Below are 20,904 nucleotides of genomic sequence, written 5' to 3'. Positions count from 1 at the left end.
GATCGCCTCAGGGCAGCTGCGCGGTATCGCCCTGGATCCTCAGCTTCCAGTTCTCGATCAGCGTCTTGTCGGTCTTGAGACGGCTGGCCAGGTAGTACAGACGCTGCGTCGCCGGGCCGGTCGGCGCGGTCTCGAAGCGCTGCTTGAGGTAATAGGGTGGAATGGCCTGCGAATAGAGCGTCGCCGTCACGGTCATCGTTTTGGGGTCGACCCCCTGCGGCAGCGCGATCCGGTAGGTGAGCACGTCCTTGCCCGCCTTGACGCCCGCATCCTGCGCCGCGCGCCCCTCGGGCATCGTCGCCTTCATGAAGGCGGCGGTGACCTCGGAGTCGCCGAAGCGTTTCACAAAGGCCTCGGTCCCCGGCTCCGCCGCGCCCCAGGGCAGCAGCCGGTTGTCCTTGGGGTGGTAGACCCGGTGGACAAAACTGGTGGTAAACTGCTTCTCAGCGTTCTGCGTCAGTTCCTCGTAGATCTGCACCTGGGTCTGGTCGTCGATCAGGTCGTGGTGCGGCTGGTACAGCGCCTCGGTCGCCCCTTCCGGCACATAGTCCAGGAACTCGGTCTTCAACGGCGCGTCGTCGGGCCCGACGATGACCCCCGCCCCGTTGGTACAGCCGGAACACCACAGCTGCTGGCCGCTGGCATCCGTCACCTTCACCTCCAGAAAGGCGCGGCGAAAGCCGACGCCCGAGGGCAGGCGGTGGCCGGTCTTGTTGTCGACGCTGACGACCGCCTCCAGCGTGCCGTCCGCTCCGGTCAGGCTCTCGATCCGGACATCCGCCGTCTCGTCCCGCGCTTGCAGGGCCATGGTGTCCAGCGACAGCTGCGCGCCGTTGGTGGCATAGGTCATCGGGTCCTTGGGGCCGAGGCCCATCTCCTCGTCGAACTGCGACAGCATGGCGACCATGAAGGCGTTCAGCCCGACAAAATTGTGCCGCTTGTAGTCGTCGCGGAACGGCACCTCGATGTCCTCGTGCGGCAGGGCGTGGGGCACATCGGGCAGGTTGGTGTCCTGGATCGAGGCGATCTGCGTGGTCAGGCTGTCGATCCTGGTCTTGCCGTCCAGCGTTTCGAAATCGCCCTTCATGTGACAATCCTGGCAGGACTGCGCGGTGCCCGCGTCGGCGAACTGGCTGTTCTGCCATTCGAGAAAGGTGGCCTGCTCGACCGAGTGCTGGAACTTGACCAGCGGTTCGCGGTAGGTCGCGCCGTACTGGTCCGACAGGAAGCTGACGGCGTTCCTGGCCGCGTCGTTCAGGATTGCCTGTTCGGCGGCGGTGAAGCCCGGCAGCGGCTTGTCCGTGGGCGCATCGACATTGGGCAGGTTGATGGTGTGGCAGGCGCCGCACATCTCGCTGTCCTTGATGTAGGCGTCATGCACCGGCGTGATGCCCATGGCGTTCTGCATCGGCTTTTGCCGGACATCCTCGAAGGGGCCCATCAGTTCGGTCGCGGCGTTCATGCGAAACACGCCGGTGGTGCCGTTCATCAGGTAGGTGTCCAGCTTGTTGTAGTCCGGCTGGCCTTGGGCCCGCTGCGGCGGCGCGATGTGGTGGCAGACGGAACACGAGATGCCTTCGCGCGCGAGGTTGCCGTAGAGGTGATAGTCGTACGTCCCGTCGGCGATCTGCTTTTCCTTGGCCGCCCGGGTCAGCGGGGCGTGCAACAGGGCGTACTCGGGTTTGAAGACATTGCCATCGAGGCCCAGGTCGGGCGCGGCGTGCGCGTCGATCTCCAGCTGGCGTTGGCCCATCGCGCCGTGACAGGACAGGCAGGTGGTGCCCAGATTCGGGGCCAGATCGCCGGCGCCGGACTGCTCCAGCAGGGCGAACTCGGACTCGAGCTGCGCAAAAAAGACCGGGTCGCGCCCCGCCAGCCCCATCGGCGACCAGCGCCATTCGCCGTATTCCGAGATGTTGTAGCCGTCGCCGTAGTTCGGCCCGCTCTTGATGAACATCGTCACCCCCGAGGGCGCGCCGCCCAGCCCGCCGTGACAGCCGACGCAGTTGTCCGAGGTCAGGAAATGCTGGGTGTCGTTGGGGCGCGCGGGGACATGGTCCAGCCATTCGCTGGGCAGGGTCTGGAGGTTGGCGCGCGTGACGTCGATCCCGCCGCTGGGCGGAAACATCGCGGCAAAGGCCGGGTTCACTTCGGTCGGGGAGGTCTTGGCCGCCGCCACGTGCGCGGCGCGCATCGCGCCCGGATCATGCGCGTCGTCGAGGTAGGAGTCGATCATGTCCGACAGGCTGACGCCAAACGCGGGCTTTTGCTGTTTCGGCAGGTCGCGCCAGCTTTCGTCGACGCGAAAGATCATCGGCTCGCCGGGGTAGCCCTCGACGTTCTCGAGCGCGGAAAAGATCAGCTCCTCGGCGGCGGAGGCATGGCAGCGCATGCACATCCCGTCGCCCCCGGCGCCCAGCGGCGGGCTGTAGGGCGGCGCGAAACTGTCGATGACCGGCTTGCGCGCCTTCATGTCGTCCGCGTTGGCGAAATAGACCGAGGCAAAGAACCAGCCGCCATGCGACAGCGAACTGTCCTTGACCATGACCGTCCAGTTCAGGCCGCCGGTGTCATAGGCATAATCCACCGTCTCCGCCTCGACGCGGGCGGGGTCGTCCTTGTACTGTTCGACCAGCATGGCGCGGTGTTCGTTGTACTTGGCCGATGGCGGGCTCACCATTTCCTTGATGACGATCGCGCCATCGGCGATCGCGCCATCGCGGCCACCTTCCAGCCAGGTGATGATCTCCGGCGAATAATACATGCGCACGGCCGGATGGATGCCAAAGCTCATGTTGAAGACAAAGGGGCCCGTGTCGCGCCAGCTCTTGTCGCGTGCCCAGCCCAGGTCCACGTAGGCGCGCCGCGCGATCCAGGGAAACAGGACGTTCTCGTAGTCGATGAGGGGCAGGCTGCCGGGCAGCGGCAGATCGGCAGGCTTGGCCGCAGTGACGGACCCGGTGGCGTCGAACGCCGTGGCGGGTTTGGCCACGGACAGCAGCAGGCACAGTCCGAGCGCGAAATATCCAGGGCGCGTCATCATCAAACTCCGGTTGAATATGAACGCCCAGCATCAAGCAAAAGGCGATTCGAAAGAACCGGCTGACGCGAAAAAAATGCCCCGCTCATGAAGGTTTGTGGTGCGCGGCGTTCCTTTCGCCTTTGGCCAGAGGGATTTATGTCGCGATTCCAGCGTGTTCACCAACCTTCCAGGTGCGCCGCCTCGCTTGGGGACGTTCAGACCCCTCCGCCCTGTGCCGCTTGAACGTGCTGGCATGGGTGCAGCAGGCTCTTGGACAGTTTTGCTTCGGCCTCGGCCTGAAGCCGGCGATAGGCTTCGATCACGATGGACCTGATCCAGATCCCGCCCGCATCCTTGGCCAGGCGCGAGCTCCAGAAAAACCGGACGAGAACCGGCGCGAGATCGACCGGCGGCTGCATGGCGACAAGGCCATGTGCCTCCATGTCCCAGGCCATCAGGATCGCCGGAAACGTCGCCAGGAAATCCGACCGGGCAAGAATCGAGGCGACGCCAGCCGAGTCCCCGATCATCGCGCTGACCCGGCGCGTTTCGCCCCCGGATGGGCCGGAAACGGGAAACGGGTTTTGCATGGAACGGGTCACGTTGACCATGAGATGGGGATAGCGACGCCACGCCTCCCGTCCCCAATCGGCGAGCGCGGGGTGATCCTTGCGCGCGAAGGTGACCCAGGAAAATGGCTCCATGACCTGTTCATCGAGCCCGTCCGGCAGGCGTGGCTCTCCTCCCAGGTGGGCAAGATCGATCAGCCCTTCGCTGAGCGCGGCATAGACGTCCCGATGCGCAGGCAGCCATTCGATCCTTACCCCCGGCGCCTCGGCCTCGACCCTTGCCGACACCTCCGCGATGACCCGCGTCAGGGTCGGCATCGCGATGCGAAACACCCGGTCGCTGGTTGCCGGGTCGAACAGCGTCCGGGGCGCGATCACCCGGCGGATGCTGCGCAGGATCGGGCGCACGTCGTCGATGATGGCTTCGGCAAAGGGACTCGGTTGCATCGTGCCGCCGACCCGGACAAGCAAAGGATCGCCCAGTTGCTCCCTCAGCCTGGAAAGCGCGTGGCTCACCGCGGACTGCGTGCGGCCGATCTGCTCGGCGGTTGCCGTCACGCTTCGGGTGTCCATCAAGACCTCGAAGATGACCAGAAGGTTGAGATCGACACGGGATAAATCGATTTCATTCATGGTGTATGAAATCGTTTCGTTCGACTTTTCTGCGCTCTTTCAGCCATCATCACCTCAACGGATGGAAAACCGGCAATCTTGATCCATCCCATTCATAGAGGAGCTTGGCTGACATGGCACTCGAAATCATCGGCGCGGGATTCGGCAGGACCGGCACGTATTCCCTCAAGGCCGCCGTGGAACGGCTGGGTTTTGGCCCGTGCCACCACATGTCCGAGGTGATCGGCGACCCGGGCCAGATCCGGCTATGGTCCGACGTCGCGGCGGGTCGCCCGAACTTTGACCGGATCTTTTCCGGGTTTCGCGCGGCTGTCGACTTTCCCGTTGCCGCCTGCTGGCAGGACGTGCTGGCCGCGCAGCCCGGCGCGAAGGTCATCCTGTCGACCCGTGACGCCGACGACTGGTACGGCAGCTTTTCGCAGACGATCCTGCCGCTTATCCTGGATCGCGAGGCCTGGCCGACAAACGCAAGGCCATGGTTCGAGATGATCGACAAGGTCATCATCGGCAAGGCCCTCGGCGGGCGCACCGATCGTGACGGCATTCTGGCGGCCTACCGCGCCAACGAGGCCGCGGCGCGTGACCTTGAAGCTCAAGGCAAAGCGCTGGTATTCAATGTCCGCGACGGATGGACGCCGCTTTGCCGCTTCCTCGGCGTCGACGCGCCTTCGGAGCCGTTCCCGAAGACCAACGCGCGCGCCGACTTCTTTGCCTCGGCGCGGTCAGGAACCGAAGAACCGGCGACCTGAGGCGCCGCACCCTTTCAACTTGCATGCTCGGGGGGTTCGGCAGGCGCCGGGACTCAGCCCGCGCAGGTCCATCACAGGAGAAAACCCCATGTCCTCGACGACCGAAGTCCTTGCTGCGTCCAAGGCATTCTATGCCGCTCTCAACCGGATGGCGCAGGGCGATGCCACCGCCATGGCCAGCGTGTGGGCCACGCAAGGCTGCACCACGGCACAGCACCCGATCGGCGGGCGCGACACCGGGTACGAAACCATCATCAGCTCCTTCGCCAGGGTCGCCGGGATCGCCGGTGGCGGCGAGATCCGTCTGGTGGATCAGACCATCGAAGCCGGAACGGACATGGCGGTGGAAACCGGCGTTGAAGTCGGCACCCTGGTGATCGCGGGGCACGAGGCGACGCTCGATCACCGGGTGACCAACGTCTATTGCCTGCAGGATGGGGCATGGAAATTGATGCACCATCATACCGACACCTCCCCCGGCATGCTGGACATCCTCGAGCGGCTGGCTGCGGACGCGCCTGCGACCCAAACCGCGGCGTCCTAGCGCGTCCACCTGCCGCCCACGCGGCGCTTCCCCGGCAGCGCCGATGGCGGGCACGGCAAGCTGTCTGCGGGTCGGAGCCCGCCGCATTTTGTCAACGAGCGTTCCTAGCGGGCGCACCCGGACCCGCGCGACAAGGGCCGCACAGCCGAACCTCATCCCTCTTTCGGCATCCCCGCGTGCCCTCAGCGATAGTGCAGCGCGGCCCGAAGCTGGATCTGGTCGGTGACGCAGGCGGCAAGTTCGCGCATGGCGGCGATTTCCTGGGGGGACCAGCTGCGCGGGCGACTGTCGATGGCGCTGGGCGCGCCCAACGCCTCCCGGTTCGGATCGTGGTTCGGCAGGTAGGCCCTGACGCCCCTTCGGGGATTGCCAGGCTGTCGCAGTCCCGCGCGTCCTCGGGCGCGTTCTCGATCACCAGCATGGCGTCGTCCCGCTTCACGTATTGACAGAAGGAATGGCTGAGCAGGGCCTGCCGCGACTCTGCCCAGTGTTCATCGAGGCCGATCTGCGCCTTGAAATAGCGCCTGTCGTTCGTTTCCTCGACAAAGAAAACCAGCGCGACAGGCGCGTCGGTCACCCGCTGGACCAGCCGGGGATCCTTGTCAAAGGCGGCTTCGGGGTCGGCATCGACCAGTCCCAGTTCACGCGCCGCATCGGCCGATGACGGGTAGTCGAAGACCGGTTGCGGCCTGGGCGGATAGGAGGGCGCAACCGGTCCGTCCTACCCGTGCGTCACCTCCTCTCCCGCAGGGGGGCCGGGGAGGCGCCGGCCTTGAGCCTCCGGAAGATAACCGCCGCCGGAAGGACAAGCGCAAAGAGCAGCGCACCGAACAGGATCGCGCCGTCCGGCGCCCCGGTCCGGTCGTAGATCCAGCCGGCGACCGGCGGGCCCGCCGTCATGATGGCGTAGTAGACGGTGAAAAAGATCCCCATGCCGAAGGCCCGCCGCTCGGGCGCAACGGCTTGTCCCGCCAGCGCCATGATCACCCCGGCCGGCGCCATCCCCAGCAGCCCGAACAACAGGCTGGCCGTCAGCCCGCCCCCGGGCAGGCGCAGCAGCAGCATCGCCAGGACCGCGCTTGCCATGCAGACCGCAAGGATCGCGTCGCGCCGACCCAAGCGGTCAACGATCTGCCCGCAGGCCGCCCCCGACAGGATCATCAGCCAGCTGCCGACGCTGATCACGGAGGCGGCGGCCAGGGCGCTTGTCCCCTGCGCCTCCAGCATACGCGGGCCAAAGCTGAGATAGACGACATAGCCCGCGTTGAACACGCCCCAGGCGATGCCGGCGCAGAGAACCAGACCCCATTCCAGCGGCAACAGCCCCCGGATCCGTCCGACCGCAACTGGGCGCTGGTTGGCCGGCGCGCGATAGAGCACCAGGACCGCCAGGCAGGCGAGCGCGCAATAGACGGACGCGGCCGCGAACGGGACGCGCCACCCCTGGGTCTCGGCCAGCCAGGTATGCCCGACCTGCCCCATGGCGATGCCGAAAGGCCAACTCATCACCAGGATGCTCATGGCGGTGGCGATCTCGCGGCCGTCGAACCAGTCCGCGACCATCTTGGTGAAGTAAAGGTTCGCAAAGACGAACCCCGCGCCTGACAGGACACGCCCCAGCCCGATGCCGGACGGCGTGACGGCCATCGCGGAGAGCGCGCTGCCAAGCGCCAGCGCCCCGAGGCCCAGCCCCGCCAGAAGCCGATCCGATGCAAAGCGGCCGGAAAACCCGGCCGGCAGGGCCAGGAACAGGCCCGGCGCCATGAACAGGCCGATCATCATGCCGGCCTGCGCATTGTCGAGACCGAAGGTGCCCGACACCTCGGCGCTGACCGACCCCATGGTCTGGAACTGGAACCCCAGGCCGACACGGGCGCAGAACAGCACCGCCAGGATACGCCAGCGCATCATGTGATGTCGTACTGCATGTAGATGAAATACGGGTCCATTTCGATCGGGTCCGAGCATTCCGGGTAACGGTCGATGAACCGGAACCCAAGGCTTTCGTAGATCTGCAGCATGTCCCGGTTCCCCCGGATCGCGTTCACCAGCAGCGTGGTCCATCCCATGTCGCGCGCGGCCTCGATCCGTGCGTCGACGATGGCGCGGCCCAGCCGATGTCCCTTGGCCTCGGGGCGGACATAGAGCCGCTTCAACTCGCCGGCATCCGCGCGCACCTGTTGCAGCGTGCCGCAGCCGACCAGCCTGTCCGCATCGTCGTGCACCAGGATGAGCCGCCCGGTCGGCGGCAGGACCCGGTGCAGGTTGGGCCAGAACGAGGCCTTGAGGTCCTCCGGCGTGTAGCCATGCGGCACACCGCCTGCCGTCAGCTTGCCGACGATGACGCCGTAGTATTCCAGCAGCAGGTCATCCAGCGCCCGGCGATCCGTCACCTCGGTGACGGAGGCGATCCGGTAGGCGGGTACGGTGCCTGTCGGATCGGGGCACAGGGGTGCGGATGTATGCAACAGGGCGGACATCATGCCCACCCAAGCTGACGCAGCGCCTGCGCGTCGTTCCAGATCTTGGTCATGTGCCTGATGCGGTCGCCGTCGAACCGCATGACATAGGCATAATCCGAAACGACAGTCCGCCCCGTCGGCGCGCCCGGCCCGCCGGCCCCGGTCTGGGTGCCGTGGAACTCTGCCGCGGCGACAACCGTTCCGCGATCCGCATCGACCGCGAAACCCGTCAGCTCGTAGCGCCCGTCCGGGATCGGACCCAGAAGCCCCTTCATCCACTCGGCATAACCCTCCAACGTGGAGGTCCCTTCCAATGCATCCGCCTGGCAGGCAAAACTTGCGCCTTCATGGCAATGCCCCTTGCAGGCGTCCCAGCCGCCGCCGGTCTCGCAGGCTTCGAAAAAGGCGCGTGCTGTGCGTTCGATGCTCATCCGTCCGTCCTCCGTTGCAGGTAAAGACAGGATGCACGTCCCACGGCGCGCGCGGTATCCGGCAGGTGCAGTAATTTGCGGGCGAGGCGTGCAGTATTTCCCTACTGCATTTGCAGGATTGCGGGACGGCCGCTCATCCAACACCATGTCGGAACACGTCAGCCACGGAGTCACCCGCACCTAATGTCGCCCGAGGACAACTTCAGCCCCCGCGAGATCGAGATCGCAACCGCCTATGCAGAGGGCGACACCTACCAGGCAATCGCCGCGCGGTTGGGCATCGCGCCTTCGACGGTGCGCACCCATCTTGCCACGATCTACCGCAAGCTGGGCGTGTCCACGAAACTGGACCTGCGCAGGCGGATCGAGGCGACAGCGACGATGGCGCCCGATCTGCCGCCGCGGCCCGACAAGCCCTCCATCGCCGTTCTGGCCTTCGAGAACATGTCCGACGACCCCGGGCAGGAGTTCTTTTCGGATGCGATCACCGCCGACATCATCACGGCGCTGTCGCGGTCGCCCTGGCTGTTCATCATCGCCCGCAACACGACCTTCACCTACAAGGGATCAAGCGTCGATGTCCGCCGCGTCGCCGCCGAGCTTGGGGTGCGCTTCGTGCTGGAGGGCAGCGTGCGCCGCGCCGGCGACAGGATGCGGGTCAGCGCGCAGCTGATCGACGGGCTGACCGGCGGGCACGTCTGGTCCGACAGCTATGACGGCGAAACGCGCCACGTATTCGACCTGCAGGACGCGATCACCCGGCAGGTCGTCGCCTCGATCCAGACCATCGTGCATCGCAGCACCATCGAGGAGCCGGTCGAACGGCTCAGCCGCCCGGACCTGACCGTCTGGGAACTGACCATGCGGTCGTGGCACCTGCTCTACGATTTCACCCCCGAGGCCTATGCCGCGGCCAAGACGCTGCTGGAACGCGCGCTGGCCATCGACCCCGAAAGCGCCGAGGCGAACATGGTCCTGTCGCTGATCAACCATCACATCGCGCTTCTGGGCTTTGCACCGGACCCGGCCCCCGCCATGGAGGCGGCCTATGCTCTGGGCCGGCGCGCCACGCGCCTCGACGACCGCAACGAGTATGCCCATTGGGCGCTGGGCATCAGTTGCTGGGGGTTGCACCGGCTCGACGAGGGGATCGCGGCGCTGGAGCGCGCGGTCGAGCTGAACCCCAACTGCTCGCTCGCCTATGGCAGCCTGGGCACCGCGCTGGCCATCGCCGGACGGGCGCCAGAGTCCATCGCGCACCAGGACATCGCCATCCGCATGAACCCGCGCGATCCCAGCATCTTTTTCCGGTTCTCGGGGCTGGCGCTGGCGCATTACGTGGCGGGTGACTTCGAGCACGCGATATTGTGGGCCGAGCGCGCCATTCACCGCATGCCGCGTTGGTACCTGGCGCATTTCCTGCTGGCGGCCAGTCATGTGGCCTTGGCGCGGCCCGAACAGGCCCGCGCCGCCGCAACGGCTTGCCGGGCCGTACTGCCGGGCATCTCTGTCCGGGATGCCGAGCGCATGCCGCTGAAAGACGCGGCAAGGATGCGGGAGTTCCGGGAGCGGCTGCGCGCATCGGGCTTTCCAGCGGAGCCGCAGACCTGACATTCGACCCGGGCGAAACTCCCCGGTCTGTCCCGGTTGATCAATCCGTCAGGTCCGACGCGGCGCGGCTTTGCCTTGGTGACGTGCGGACCGAACCGGGTGAGTGCGCGTCCGAAGGCCGATGGCAGGCCCGCTGCAAGGCGTGCGTTCATGCCGTGCGAACCACGGGTGAAGGTCGGACGCATCGATCCCGTAGCGGCGCAGGCGGGAATAGAGCGTTGTCGGCTTGATGCCCAGCAGCGCGGCCGCGCCGCCGGGACCTGACACCTTGCCGCCCGCCTCGCGCAGGCATGCCACGAGGGTGTCCCGGAACATCGGCTGCATCTCGGCCTCGCTGCGGATTGGCTGGGCGCCCTCACGCGTCTTGCCTATGCGCCCGCCCAGCTCAAGGATGAACTTTCGCACACCCGACACGATGGCCGCGCGTTCGATCACGTTGCGCAACTCGCGCACTTTGCCGGGCCAGGCATAGTCCGTCATCTGCTGCACCGCCCATTCGGTCAGTTCAGGCGCGTGCAGGCCAGATCCAGCATGTGCGACGCCAACAGCGGGATATCCTCCGGCCGCCCCCTCAGCGGGGTGCAGGCGATGGGAAAGACGTTGAGGAAGAACAGCAGGTCCTCGCGCAGCCGGCCGCTCTTGACCGTCCACTCCGGCGCCTCTCTGGTGGCGGCGATCACCCGCAGGTCCAGCAAGCGGGCGCGTGTATCCCCCCAGCCGGATCACGCTGCCGGCCTGCAGGACCGGTTGCAGCCGTCCTTGTGTCTCGAACGGCCGTTCGGAAACATCGTGCAGGAACAGCGTCCCGCCGTGCGCCGGGAGACCTCGCGCTCGATCCGGTACACCTGTTCAGGGTGGATGGGCTGACAGCCCAGGGAGTCGGGCATAGGGTAAGCCTCACGTTCAGGTGGTGGTGGTGGGTCTCGGCCATCGCGGCGTGGCGGTCGAGTTCGTCCAGGTCCAGCAGAGCCACCAGGACGAGCCGCGGCCGGTGCGGCAGGAACCACGCACGCATCTCGCAGCGCGGCGGGGTGCCACAGGGCGACATCGCGAGTCCAGCTCCGGGCGCGGTGTTCGACCTCTTCGAGGAACACGACGAACTTCGGCACGGCACCATGGAGAAACCGGCTGTAGCGTGGCGATGCGGAGCGATCGGCCCCAGCAGACGCACGGCGCCGGGGTTCATCAGGTCCACGGTGTCCGTCGCGGTGTCCAGCGCCAGCGCCGGGTCGGGCAGCGTATCGAAAGGAGAATCGGGGCGGTCCAGCACGCTCAGCAGCACAGGGGCCAATCCCGGCAGAGCCTTGCGAAATTTCACAGGTCTCGGTTTTTCGCAAACAACCCTCCTCCGGCCACCAGACAAAGACCCGAAATCAATTCAGATTTTCACATTTGTCCAATGTTGATCAGTGATTTTCTGGCGGCAGACCTGCTGATCATAGTCAAGGCAACACGCAATGAACCCCTGGAAAGCACCATGACGATCAAGAGTCCCGGAAATCCATTCTCGGGCAAGACGAACCTGCGCCATGGCGTGGATTTCGGTTGCGACACCTGCCTGCCGGGTCATGACCATGACATCGACCACGTCGATCCGGCGCGCATGTCCTCCGAACAGATGCCGGAACGCGAGGTCGAAAGCGCCATCGACCGTTCCATGTTCGGGAACAACGACATCGGCCACCGGTCCTTCGATGCTGTGCCGATCACCTGCGCCACGCCGAACATCAGGGCCCAGTCGATGGGCTATCACGAACGCTACGGGTCGAACGCGCAGGTCACCAAGACCGCCGGCTGGGCCGTGGCGCCGGACGTCACCGGCAAGTCGCACACGATCAAGGGCAAGACCTTCGATCCGGCGGACCCCGAACGCTACGTGTCCGAATTTGCCATCGGGCAGAGCTGACCCATGCCCAGCGTGGCGCTCTCCCTGAACCAGCGCGCGGCGCTTCTGTCCATCGTCATGCTGGCGGTCGGCCTCCTGGTGTGGGAGACCGCCATCCCGGCGCAGAAGCCGCTCGAAGAACTGACCGAACACGAACGGCTCATGGGCCTGGGGCAGGAAAGGGCCGGTGTGCCACCACCCAGCCAGGTGCTGGCCAAGGCCCGGGAGCAGCTGTCGAACCCGTTCTGCGACGCCGGGCTTTACGACAAGGGCATCGGCATCCAGATCGGCTATTCGATCTATCGCGTGCTGTCGGGCTGTTTCATGGCCGCGCTGGTGACGATCCCGCCGGGCTTTCTCATCGGCACGCGCAGCTCCATCGGCATCGCCTGGCTGGTCATTGTGCCGCAGAGATGTTCGTGGGGGCACCGGGATCGACTCCTACGTCTGGAACGAGTGGAACAACCTCGACCTGACTTCGGTCATCTTTTCGATCCTCATGATCGGTGTCGTCGGCATGCTGCTGGACTCGGCCTTTGGCCTGCTCCAGCGCGGTCGCCTGCGTCGAAAATGCAGAGGCACAATGACCAAACCGTATCTGTCGATCGAACGTCTGAGCCAGCAGTTCCCGGACGGTCGAAGCGGCGCCATGACCGTGTTCGAAAACGCAAGATTCGGCACCGAGAAGGGCGAATTCGTCTGCATCCTGGGCCACTCGGGCTGTGGCAAGTCGACCAACATGAACATCCTCGCCGGTCTGGCCGAACCGACCTCGGGCGTGGTCAAGATGGACGGCTACGGCGTGTCCGGACCCAGCCTCGACCGCGGCGTGGTGTTCCAGAACTGTTCGCTGCTGCCCTGGCTCTCGACGCTGAAGAGCGGGACCTTCGGGGTCCGCCGGATCAGGTCTTGCACCGTGAACGGCACCGGGTCATCGCGGGCGGCAGGAGTGCCCCAAGCCCCTGATGACCAGTCTGCGGGTGCCTTTCTTCGTGTCAAAGCGCCCCCCTCGCGGGGCCATGGCGGTGGACCAGATGCTGTTTACACAACGATAACGACCAAAGGTGGAAGATGGGTGCTACAGTCGTTGGCATCGGCTGAACGACGAGGTTGTGAAAAGAAGGCGACGCTGAGCACGGCTTTCAGGAACCTCCTTGATCTCGCTTGTTTTCTCCGCCTTCTTCGGCGCGCTGACGCTGCCCGCGCCGGCAAGCGCACAGACAGGCATCTTCGAGCCGGGGGGGACCATGCTGCCCGGCCAGTCCGTCCTGAACTTTCAGTCCGTGAAGAACCGCGTGACCGTCGAGACCGGCAGTTTCGCATCGCTGCGCGGCGCGATCAGCCCCACGGGCGACTTGACCATCGAAATCCCGCTCGAATAGGTCGATACGAAGGTCGTTCTGCGCAACGTGCGCATGTGTTTCATGTTCTTCGAAAGCTTCAAGTTTCCCACGGCGACGGTGACCGCAAGGCTGGATCCGGCGCAGCTGTCGGACCTGCCAAAGGCGCGCCGCAAGCGTGTCGATATCCCCTTTGTCCTGGACCTGCACGGAGTACGCCGACAGATGGAGACGCGGGCGATCGTCACGCTCCTGAGCGAAAACGCGGTGGCCGTCTCGACAAGCGAGCCGATTTCCGTGGCAGCCAGTGATTTCGGCCTGACCGAAGGCATCGAAAAGCTGACCGAAGCCTCCGGTTTCGAGATCGTTCCCTCTGTCTTTGTCTCTTTCGACTTCGTGTTTTCGCGGGACGGGGCGGCGGGTTTGCCCGATGCCGCCGTGATCCGGCAGGAAGTGATCCTGCACAACAGTGCCGTCGAACTGGACGGGAACCTTGACCGCGAGGCCTGCAAGGGACGGTTCGAGAGCCTGTCAGGCACCGGAAACATCCATTTCGGCACCGGCAGCGCCAGCTTGCAGCCGGACAGCCTGCCGCTGCTCAGGCAGGTGGTCGATATCGTGTCACGCTGCCCCGGCATGACGATCGAGGTCGGCGGCTACACGGATTCCGGCGGCGGCGCCGCGGCCAACTTTGCGCTGTCCGAGGCGCGCGCCCGGTCGGTCAGCGCGTCCCCCACTTCGGAAGGCGTCGATGACCGGCGTATCCTCAGCGTCGGCTATGGCGAGGCGTCTCCGGTCGCGCCGAACGACACGCTGCGCAACAAGGTCAAGAACCGGCGGATCGAGTTTGCCATGGTCGAAAGGTAGGCCATGCGCCTGACCCGTCCCGCATGGCTGACCGGCGCCATCCTGGCTGGCCTGATGGCCGCCCTGCCCCTGGGTCCGTTGCACGCGGAAGAGCGCTTTGCCCTGATGATCGGCAACAGCCGCTTCGCCAACCTGCTGGCCCTGCCCAGCGCATCCCGCGACGCCGAGACCCTGGCTGACACCCTGCGCACCACCGGCTTTGACGTGCAGGCGCCGATCGATGCGGACCGCGATGCCGTGACTGGCGCAGTCGCCGATTTCGGCTTGCGGCTGGGCCAGGCGGACCCCGATGTCACCGGGCTGTTCTACTACGCGGGCTACGGTGTGCAGCATCCCGGCGCGACCTACCTCATGCCCGCGGACATCGCCCTGAACGACATTTACGACCTCTTCCCGCTTGCCCTGTCGGTCGAGACGGTGCTGTGCTGCATGACAGGGGCCGGCAACAAGACCAACATCGTCATTCCGGATGCGAGCCGATCCCATCCCTTCGGTTTTCTTCCGGGGGCCACCGACCTTGGCCTGGGCGCAATCCAGGTGCCCCAAGGGGTCTTTTATTCCTACGCCGCGCAACCGGGAAGCCTGGCGTTCAGAGGCGGTCGCGGCGACAGTCTCTTTTCCGAGCGCCTGAATGACCATCTCGCGGGACCTGCCGTGCGGATAGAGCAGATGCTCGACGCCATCCTAGCAGAGGTGGCGACCGCGTCAGTCGGTCAACAAATCCCCTGGTTCGCCCACCGCCTGACCGACGTGTTCCTGTTCGAGGCGCCCGCTGCCCGGTCCGCCGGCGACCTGACGGATGCCGAGGCTTGGGTCACCGCCCGGCAATCGCGGAACCCGCAGCAGGTGGTGACGTTCATCCGGTCCTTTCCGACAAGCGTGTACATCCCCGAGGCGGGGCTGCTCCTGTCGGAGTTGTTGGCGCGGGATGCACCAAATCCCGCCGCCACGGCGCGCCCGCCGGTCGCCCCGGGCCTGACCTGGATGCCAGACAACGAACACCGTGGCCGCCGGCATCAACCGGTCAGCGGCCCTCGGGACCGATGAACAAAAGGCTTTTGTTTCAGACGGAACGAGTCCCTGCTGCACGTTTGTTGCCGCCTGGACTGCGCCTTGTACCTCGCGCCTGCACCGCCCCCCCCGCAGGGGCCCACCTCAAAGGCGGGCTGACCCCGGATCAGTGCCTGGGTCAGCCCAGTCTGTCAGCTAGCGACGCCGCTCAGGCAATCGAGATCATGGACTCGGTGAGGTCCGCCAGCACCGTATTGGCAAAGACGATGGTTTCGCTGCCATCGGCAAAGATCACGTCATCCCCGTCCTGCGTCATCCGGCCAATGATCTGCGCCCCGGTCAGACCAAACCCGATGAATTGCAGCGTGTCCCAGGTCTCGACATCGATCACTGTGACCGTGCTGGCCAGGCCGTCGTCGGTGAACACGAAGGTGTCGGCAAACAGGCCTCCCGACACTACCGCGTCCCCGGCACCGGGGTTCAGAACGTCGTCCGGGCCGTAGCTTTCGATGTAGGTCACCAGGTCCACCGCTGTCCCGTTCACGAACTCGGGCGACCGCATGAACTGCTGCACCACCTTCTCGCGGCTTGCGCCGTTGTCCAGCGAGGCGATCCAGGTCGCGAGACCGGTCGGATCCGGAGCCCGCTTGAGCACGTTCTGGTAGAGCAGCGTCACGAACTGGGAGTTGTCCGCGGCACCGTAGGTCGCCTGGAACTCCGGTGCATCCATGAAGCTCCGGACCACCTCGGCAAAGGTCATCCGCCCGCTGGACAGCGTTTCCGTCCAGGTCAGGAAGCCGCCCTTGTCCGGGTCGCGGTCAAAGATCGCGCGGTACAGGCGAAAGACATCGTCCGCCCAGGTGGTCACGTCCCGCGTCTGGTCAAAGGACGCCTGGTCCCTTGCCGTGGTCCTGGTGTGCTCCGGGCTTTCGGAGAACAAGAGCACCACGCGCTCCCGCGCCAGGCCATCCCCGATCCGTCCCACCCAGTAGTCGCGGTCCTCGGTCGCGGGGACGCGGTTCAACACGTTGGCATAGAGCAGCGTGACGAATTCCTCATCGGTACTGTTGCCGTAGGTCGTCTGGAACTCGGGCGAACCGACGAACAGGGTCGCCATGCGCGACAAGGTGGTGGCGCCGCTGGACAGCTGCGCGGCCCAGCCCTGGTGCCCGGTGAGATCGGGCTCGCGCCCCAGGACGGCGGCGTAAAGACGGTACACCTGGGCCGAGGTCTCGGTGTGGTAAAGGCCGCGTGTCCCGCCGATCAGCACGTCGCGCCCCGCGCCCCCTTCGAGCGTGTCCGCCCCGGCCGCACCGATCAGGATGTCATCGCCGGTATAGCCGTAGATCGCTTCGGCCGCCGCGGTTCCGACGAGCCGGTCGTTGCCGGCCGTCCCGGTGATGCCCTCGGGCAGGACAGGACCGTTGGCCGCGCCGCCCGAGGGCAGCGAGGCCGTCGGCTGCAAGGTCACGGTCTCATCGGCAAAAACGATGCGTTCGACCCCGCGCAGGGAGATCGTGTAGTCCGGGTTGATGATCGGCGCGAAGCTGTTGATGTAGTCCAGCGTGTAGTGCGTGCCGTGAAAGGTCAGCTGCCAATTGGCGCGGTTGTCGAAGGCGGTCATTTCGTCCACCCCGGCGCCGCCATCCACGGTCATGCCGCTGTTGCCGAAAAAGCGGATCGTGTCGTCCCCCGCCTCGGTGTGCAGCAGGCGATCCTCGGACACCTTCCCGCCGCTGACCGACGCGGTGTCGGCGAACAGCGTGCCGATCACGACCTCGGGGTTCGGGTTGCCGTTTCCAAGGTTGTTTCCGGCCAGCGAGGGCAGATCGCGCCCTTCGGTCCACAGGCTGTAGTCGAAGGTGTCGCGCCCCAGCCCGGGGATGGCCTGCACCTGGAAGGGCGCGGTGTTGTCAAAGATGAACAGGTCGTCCCCGTCCATCCCGTAGACTTCGCCGACCCCGTCGCCTTCGGTCCAGACATCGTCCCCGTCGAACAGGAAATAGCGCGTCAGCCCGGTGTCTTCCAAGGTGAAGGGTGTGCCCGTCACCTCGTCGTTGCCGGGCGTGGCAAAGGCCCCCGACGGGGTGACGGTGCCGTAGGCGTAGGTCGGGATGTCAAAGACGCCGCCCATGATCTCGTTGGTGCCCGCGCCGTTGCGGTCGGTGGTGCCGGTCCAGCCGATGAACAGCCGCCCGTCCGCACCCGCGCTGACGAAGGGCGGCGCGAGGTCGGTGCTCACCACGTTCTGATCCGCGATCACCACCACGTCCGACAGGATGATGCCCTGCGGGCTGAGAATCTGCGCGTAGACCGAGAACTCCGGCGCGGTCGACGTGCCGCCGGACACCGCCGTCCAGACAACCGCGATATTGCCGTTCGGCATGAAGGCGACGGCAGCCGCCGGGTGGTGGACGGATTGCGGGGTGAACGTCACCCCGTCGGGGCGGACGTTGAACCCGACGAGGCCCACGGTCGTCAGCGAACCGGAAAACACCCCTTGCGGGTCCGTGCCCAGGTTGACGTTCACGTCGGAAAAGCGCGTGCCGTCGCTGAAGGTGCTGCCGGACTGCGGGTTCGGGACCTCGAAGGGCGCCAGCAGCCGGACGTTGACCCCGAAGGCGCCGTTCGGTGCGACGGTCACCACGTGGCCGTTGCCGTCCGAGGCGGCATCATCCTCGAAGCCGAAGCTTTCCGAAAAGCCGGGCCAGTTCAGCGAGGCGATGTTGGTCGAACTGCGGATCGGGTCCAGGTAGCTGTAGGTGGCGTCGGTGTTGAAGGTGCGCCCGCTTGTCGCGATCAGGCTGTAGAACCCGTCCCGGATATGGACCAATTCGCTGTCTTCGCTGGTCCGGTCGTCGCGGATCCAGAGTTCGGCCCCGACCTTGTTGCCGTTGGCGTCGAATTCCTGCCCAAGCCACTGTTCGTTGGTGTTCGACCAGGGGGAACGCCCGTCGCTCCAGGTGACAAGGAACCCGCCCGCGTCGTTGGCGGCCACCTGCGGGATGCGCTGATCTCGCTGGGTCGATGCCGAAAGCTCGAACTCGTCCGTGACCGGGGTCCCGTCCGGGCCGATGATCCGGCCCCGGGCGGCGACGTCGAAATCCGTCAGGTTCGGGCCATCGGTCCAGACCACGACGATGTTGCCGTTCGACAGCAGCGCCAGGTCGGCCTGCCCCTGCCCCGATGCGGCATCGGACTGGTTGACCTGAAAGACCGCGCCCCTCGGGGTGCCATCGGCATTGAACACACGCCCCAGCACCGCCGTTGCCTGTTCATCGGTTACGTTTGGAATTGAAAAAAGAGGGCTGACGAGATGCGTCCAGACCACCATGTACCCACCGTCATCGAGAGCAATCACCTCGCCAACATTGGACCCCACCCCGACGGGTGCCAGAACTTGTACCAAAATCTCTCCTGTAGCAGGTTCGCAGTGAATGTCGAAAAAACAACCTTACGACATGGGGTTAGCTAGGATTCCGATATCGAACCGTCAACGAAAATAATGCTGTCCGCATAGGGATTATCGGCCGCGGCATGCCGGTCGAAACACACCGGCACACCGGTGCCGATCCACGGGCCCTGTTGCGCGATACCTTCGCCCCTGTTCCCCCGTCCCGAGACCGGCTTCGCTCTCCGGAGTCAGGTGACCTCCGCCTCAGTGCGGAAACAACCGTCTAGCCACCGGCATGGCCAGCGCCAGCGCGAAGGGCCTTGTGCGTGGGCACATCAGCCCTGCGCTTGTTCGCGTTGCCGGTCCTTGCCGACCGCGTCAGCCAGGCTTCGCCGGCGCGTCGCGTTCAGGACGCGTTCACCAGCCGCCGCCACCGCCGCCACCGCCGCCGCCACCCGAACCGCCACCGCCGCTGAAGCCGCTGGACGAGCGGCTGGACGGCGCCGAGGTCGAGGCCACCGCGTGGCCAAAGCCGCTGTCAAAGCGGTCCGCGTCGAACATCCGGTTGCCCTGGTACCAGCCCGGCGCATTGGCCGCGCTCAGCACACCGGCGAATTTCTGCGACCATTCATGCGTCAGGCCCAGGCCGACCGCGTAGGGCAGAAGCTGTTCGAACAGCTCCGGCGTCTTTTCCGGCGGGTTCAGGATGTTGAGGCGATCCTCCTCGGCGACCGCCATGTACATCTCGAACCCTTCGATCTGGTCGAGCAGATCACGCCCCGCCTTGCTGGGCGCCGCCATCAGGAAATGGAACAGCGCCGCGACCACGCCGAAGACCGAGCCGGCCAGGGCCAGCGCGCCGCCGGACTGGAACGAGGCCGACACGCCGGCAAGGACGCCAAAGACCGAAATCTCCGAGCCAAGGATCACGACAAAGCCCACGACGAGGAACACAACGCGCGCCACCCGCCCGATGTCGAACCCGGCGCTGCGCCCGGCGATCAGCCCGGACAGCGCCATGCCGATCAGCAGTGTCGCGATGCCGACGGCCAGCGCGGGCACCGCCCAGGCGATGATGACGATGACGTTCCAGTTGCCCGCCAACCCCAGCAACAACACCGCGGCAAGGATGCCGCCCAGCACCCCGCCCAGCGTGTACAGCGTGTTGCGCTTGAAGCTGGCGCCGTAATGCTCGGTCCAGAGCCGGTTTGACAGTTCGCTCCGCGCCGCGTCGATACGCTTGCCGTTGGTCTTGTCGCTGGTCAGCGTCACCGGCTTCTCCAGCGGGAACAGCTTGGCATAGACGCCGGATTCGCCGTGGCTGAGCCCCTTGCCGGCGGACCCGAGCGGGGTCAGCGTGTAGGTGTCGCGGCCCAGCGCCCAGGTCTTTTCCTTCTCCTCGATGCGCAGGACGCCCTTGACCGCCATCGACAGGATCGCCGCCGTCAGGCAGCGCCGGTCAAAGCCCGCCCGCCTGACGTAGCGTGTCGCGGCGGGCGACAGGCCCTTGGGCGGATCGAACCGCGGGTAGATCGCGCCGGGCTTTGGATCCCGCCCCACCCGGGACCAGCCAAGCGTCAGCAGCAGGGCGCCGATCAGGGTCGCCAGCACCCCGGCGGCCGGCGTCAGCGGCCTGCCCGAGGCCGTGGTGCGCGGCGGGCGCGTGGCCGAGGTGTAGCGCGGCGGCGGGATGGTGATGGCGCCCTTGGGCCAGGCGACGGCGACGGAAAACCCCTCGCCCCGGCTCAGTCGCGCGGTCGTGCGTGCGCGGTAGGTGCTGCCGGTGGCCTCCAGCACTTCGTAGTCCTGTCCGCGCGCTCCGCGCGGGCCGGTGTAGGCCGTGTGCCGCAGGATCGGCACGCCATCCGGCAAGGTGACCTGCACCGAGGCGGCGAGGATGGGAAAGGCCCAGTCGTTGCCGGTGACGTTCCAGAACAGCTCGTCGAAATCCGGCTGCACGCGCAACTGCCCTTCGGTGCGGTAGCGCAGCACGTAGAGCTGTTCGGACGGCACCCGCAGGAACACGTCGGCATCGCCGATGCGCAGCCGCTTGTCGGCGCCCTGGTCCAGCACCGTATAGGGCTCTCTTTCGCCGTTGCGCCGCACCTCGAGCACCTCGAAGGTGGCAACACTGACGGCGCCGCTCTCTTCCCGGTACTGCACCGGGAAGTCGCGGTAGATGCCGCGGCTGATCTCGGAGCCCTCCGCGCGGACACGGATTTCCTCGGTCACCTCCAGCGCGCCGTCCGGCAGCACCTCCACGGTGACGTCAAAGGACAGGATTTCCTCGGCCGCCTGCGCCGCCCCGCCTGCCGCAAGCGCGACAAGACAGGCGGCGACAAGACTGCGCAGCAGAGCGAAAACGCGAACCCGATGCAGCGCCATG

Annotated in this window: 17 protein-coding genes and 3 pseudogenes; 9 read left to right on the top strand and 11 right to left on the bottom strand. The window is 66.0% G+C overall.

Going from position 1 to position 20,904, the window contains the following annotated elements; all coding sequences use genetic code 11:
• Positions 1-7: 7 nt before the first annotated feature.
• Both MAA8898_RS18810 and MAA8898_RS18805 read right to left on the bottom strand, forming a co-directional pair.
• A complete protein-coding gene (locus MAA8898_RS18810; RefSeq protein WP_217900515.1) occupies positions 8-3,040 on the bottom strand; it encodes a hypothetical protein in 3,033 nt (1,010 codons plus the stop codon).
• Positions 3,041-3,237: 197 nt separating this feature from the next.
• The gene (locus tag MAA8898_RS18805) at positions 3,238-4,224 is read right to left on the bottom strand and encodes a LysR family transcriptional regulator (protein WP_094022569.1); all 987 of its coding nucleotides are present in this window, start codon (positions 4,222-4,224) and stop codon (positions 3,238-3,240) included.
• A gap of 113 nt (positions 4,225-4,337) precedes the next feature.
• On the opposite strand from MAA8898_RS18805, the gene MAA8898_RS26365 reads away from it, so the two are divergent.
• Positions 4,338-4,973, top strand: a complete 636-nt coding sequence (locus tag MAA8898_RS26365; RefSeq protein WP_176445232.1) for a sulfotransferase family protein — start codon at positions 4,338-4,340, stop codon at positions 4,971-4,973.
• Positions 4,974-5,061: 88 nt separating this feature from the next.
• Positions 5,062-5,517, top strand: a complete 456-nt coding sequence (locus MAA8898_RS18800; RefSeq protein ID WP_176445231.1) for a YybH family protein — start codon at positions 5,062-5,064, stop codon at positions 5,515-5,517.
• A 182-nt stretch (positions 5,518-5,699) separates the two neighbouring features.
• On the opposite strand, the gene MAA8898_RS27100 is transcribed toward MAA8898_RS18800, so the two are convergent.
• Positions 5,700-5,828 carry a hypothetical protein gene (locus MAA8898_RS27100; RefSeq protein WP_281252901.1) on the bottom strand — a complete coding sequence of 43 codons (129 nt, stop codon included), beginning with the start codon at positions 5,826-5,828 and terminating at the stop codon, positions 5,700-5,702.
• A gap of 143 nt (positions 5,829-5,971) precedes the next feature.
• Between MAA8898_RS27100 and MAA8898_RS18795 the strand changes: the two genes are divergently transcribed.
• Positions 5,972-6,181 carry a hypothetical protein gene (locus tag MAA8898_RS18795; protein ID WP_094022567.1) on the top strand — a complete coding sequence of 70 codons (210 nt, stop codon included), beginning with the start codon at positions 5,972-5,974 and terminating at the stop codon, positions 6,179-6,181.
• Between the two features lie 68 nt (positions 6,182-6,249).
• On the opposite strand, the gene MAA8898_RS18790 is transcribed toward MAA8898_RS18795, so the two are convergent.
• Genes MAA8898_RS18790 through MAA8898_RS18780 form a run of 3 tightly spaced genes read right to left on the bottom strand, consistent with a single transcriptional unit; the run spans position 6,250 to position 8,410 of the window.
• Complete coding sequence (locus tag MAA8898_RS18790) at positions 6,250-7,428, bottom strand: MFS transporter (protein ID WP_245853484.1); 1,179 nt, start codon at positions 7,426-7,428, stop codon at positions 6,250-6,252.
• A complete protein-coding gene (locus MAA8898_RS18785; RefSeq protein ID WP_176445230.1) occupies positions 7,425-7,997 on the bottom strand; it encodes a GNAT family N-acetyltransferase in 573 nt (190 codons plus the stop codon). The genes MAA8898_RS18790 and MAA8898_RS18785 overlap by 4 nt, the downstream gene beginning before the upstream one ends.
• Entirely contained in the window at positions 7,997-8,410 is a 414-nt protein-coding gene (locus tag MAA8898_RS18780; RefSeq protein ID WP_094022565.1) for a nuclear transport factor 2 family protein, read from the bottom strand. Before MAA8898_RS18780 ends, MAA8898_RS18785 begins: the two co-directional genes overlap by 1 nt.
• A gap of 183 nt (positions 8,411-8,593) precedes the next feature.
• On the opposite strand from MAA8898_RS18780, the gene MAA8898_RS18775 reads away from it, so the two are divergent.
• Positions 8,594-10,021, top strand: coding sequence for a LuxR C-terminal-related transcriptional regulator (locus tag MAA8898_RS18775; protein WP_094022564.1), 1,428 nt, complete (start codon positions 8,594-8,596; stop codon positions 10,019-10,021).
• 48 nt (positions 10,022-10,069) lie between these two features.
• Here the strand turns inward: MAA8898_RS18775 and MAA8898_RS26845 are convergent, their stop codons facing one another.
• The 3 genes and pseudogenes from MAA8898_RS26845 to MAA8898_RS27095 all read right to left on the bottom strand — a co-directional run.
• Positions 10,070-10,501 (bottom strand): AAA-type ATPase lid domain-containing protein, encoded by a 432-nt coding sequence (locus MAA8898_RS26845; protein WP_245853482.1) that lies wholly within the window; start codon positions 10,499-10,501, stop codon positions 10,070-10,072.
• A 20-nt stretch (positions 10,502-10,521) separates the two neighbouring features.
• Positions 10,522-10,722: pseudogene (locus MAA8898_RS26840) on the bottom strand (sigma 54-interacting transcriptional regulator); the annotation flags it as partial.
• A gap of 25 nt (positions 10,723-10,747) precedes the next feature.
• Positions 10,748-10,825: pseudogene (locus MAA8898_RS27095) on the bottom strand (hypothetical protein); the annotation flags it as partial.
• 673 nt (positions 10,826-11,498) lie between these two features.
• Here MAA8898_RS27095 and MAA8898_RS18765 point away from each other — a divergent pair.
• From MAA8898_RS18765 to MAA8898_RS18745, 5 genes and pseudogenes are all read left to right on the top strand, one after another.
• Positions 11,499-11,927: an ABC transporter substrate-binding protein gene (locus MAA8898_RS18765; RefSeq protein ID WP_141194892.1), complete on the top strand. Its 429-nt coding sequence runs from the start codon at positions 11,499-11,501 to the stop codon at positions 11,925-11,927.
• Between the two features lie 478 nt (positions 11,928-12,405).
• A pseudogene (locus MAA8898_RS27215) lies at positions 12,406-12,726 on the top strand (ATP-binding cassette domain-containing protein); the annotation flags it as partial.
• Positions 12,727-13,060: 334 nt separating this feature from the next.
• Positions 13,061-13,288, top strand: a complete 228-nt coding sequence (locus MAA8898_RS26360; protein ID WP_176445221.1) for a hypothetical protein — start codon at positions 13,061-13,063, stop codon at positions 13,286-13,288.
• 33 nt (positions 13,289-13,321) lie between these two features.
• Positions 13,322-14,113, top strand: coding sequence for an OmpA family protein (locus tag MAA8898_RS18750; RefSeq protein ID WP_094022562.1), 792 nt, complete (start codon positions 13,322-13,324; stop codon positions 14,111-14,113).
• Between the two features lie 105 nt (positions 14,114-14,218).
• The gene (locus tag MAA8898_RS18745; RefSeq protein ID WP_176445228.1) at positions 14,219-15,160 is read left to right on the top strand and encodes a caspase family protein; all 942 of its coding nucleotides are present in this window, start codon (positions 14,219-14,221) and stop codon (positions 15,158-15,160) included.
• 172 nt (positions 15,161-15,332) lie between these two features.
• Here MAA8898_RS18745 and MAA8898_RS18740 read toward each other — a convergent pair whose 3' ends face one another.
• Positions 15,333-18,533, bottom strand: coding sequence for a DUF4214 domain-containing protein (locus tag MAA8898_RS18740; RefSeq protein WP_176445227.1), 3,201 nt, complete (start codon positions 18,531-18,533; stop codon positions 15,333-15,335).
• 402 nt (positions 18,534-18,935) lie between these two features.
• Complete coding sequence (locus MAA8898_RS18735; RefSeq protein WP_094022559.1) at positions 18,936-20,903, bottom strand: DUF2207 domain-containing protein; 1,968 nt, start codon at positions 20,901-20,903, stop codon at positions 18,936-18,938.
• Between the last annotated feature and the right edge of the window lies 1 nt (position 20,904).

The sequence above is a fragment of the Antarctobacter aquimaris genome (assembly GCF_900184945.1).
GTDB classification, from domain to species: Bacteria; Pseudomonadota; Alphaproteobacteria; order Rhodobacterales; family Rhodobacteraceae; genus Maliponia; species Maliponia aquimaris.
Note: the sequence above shows the minus strand (reverse complement) of the source record. Positions and strands in the feature narration are given on the sequence as shown.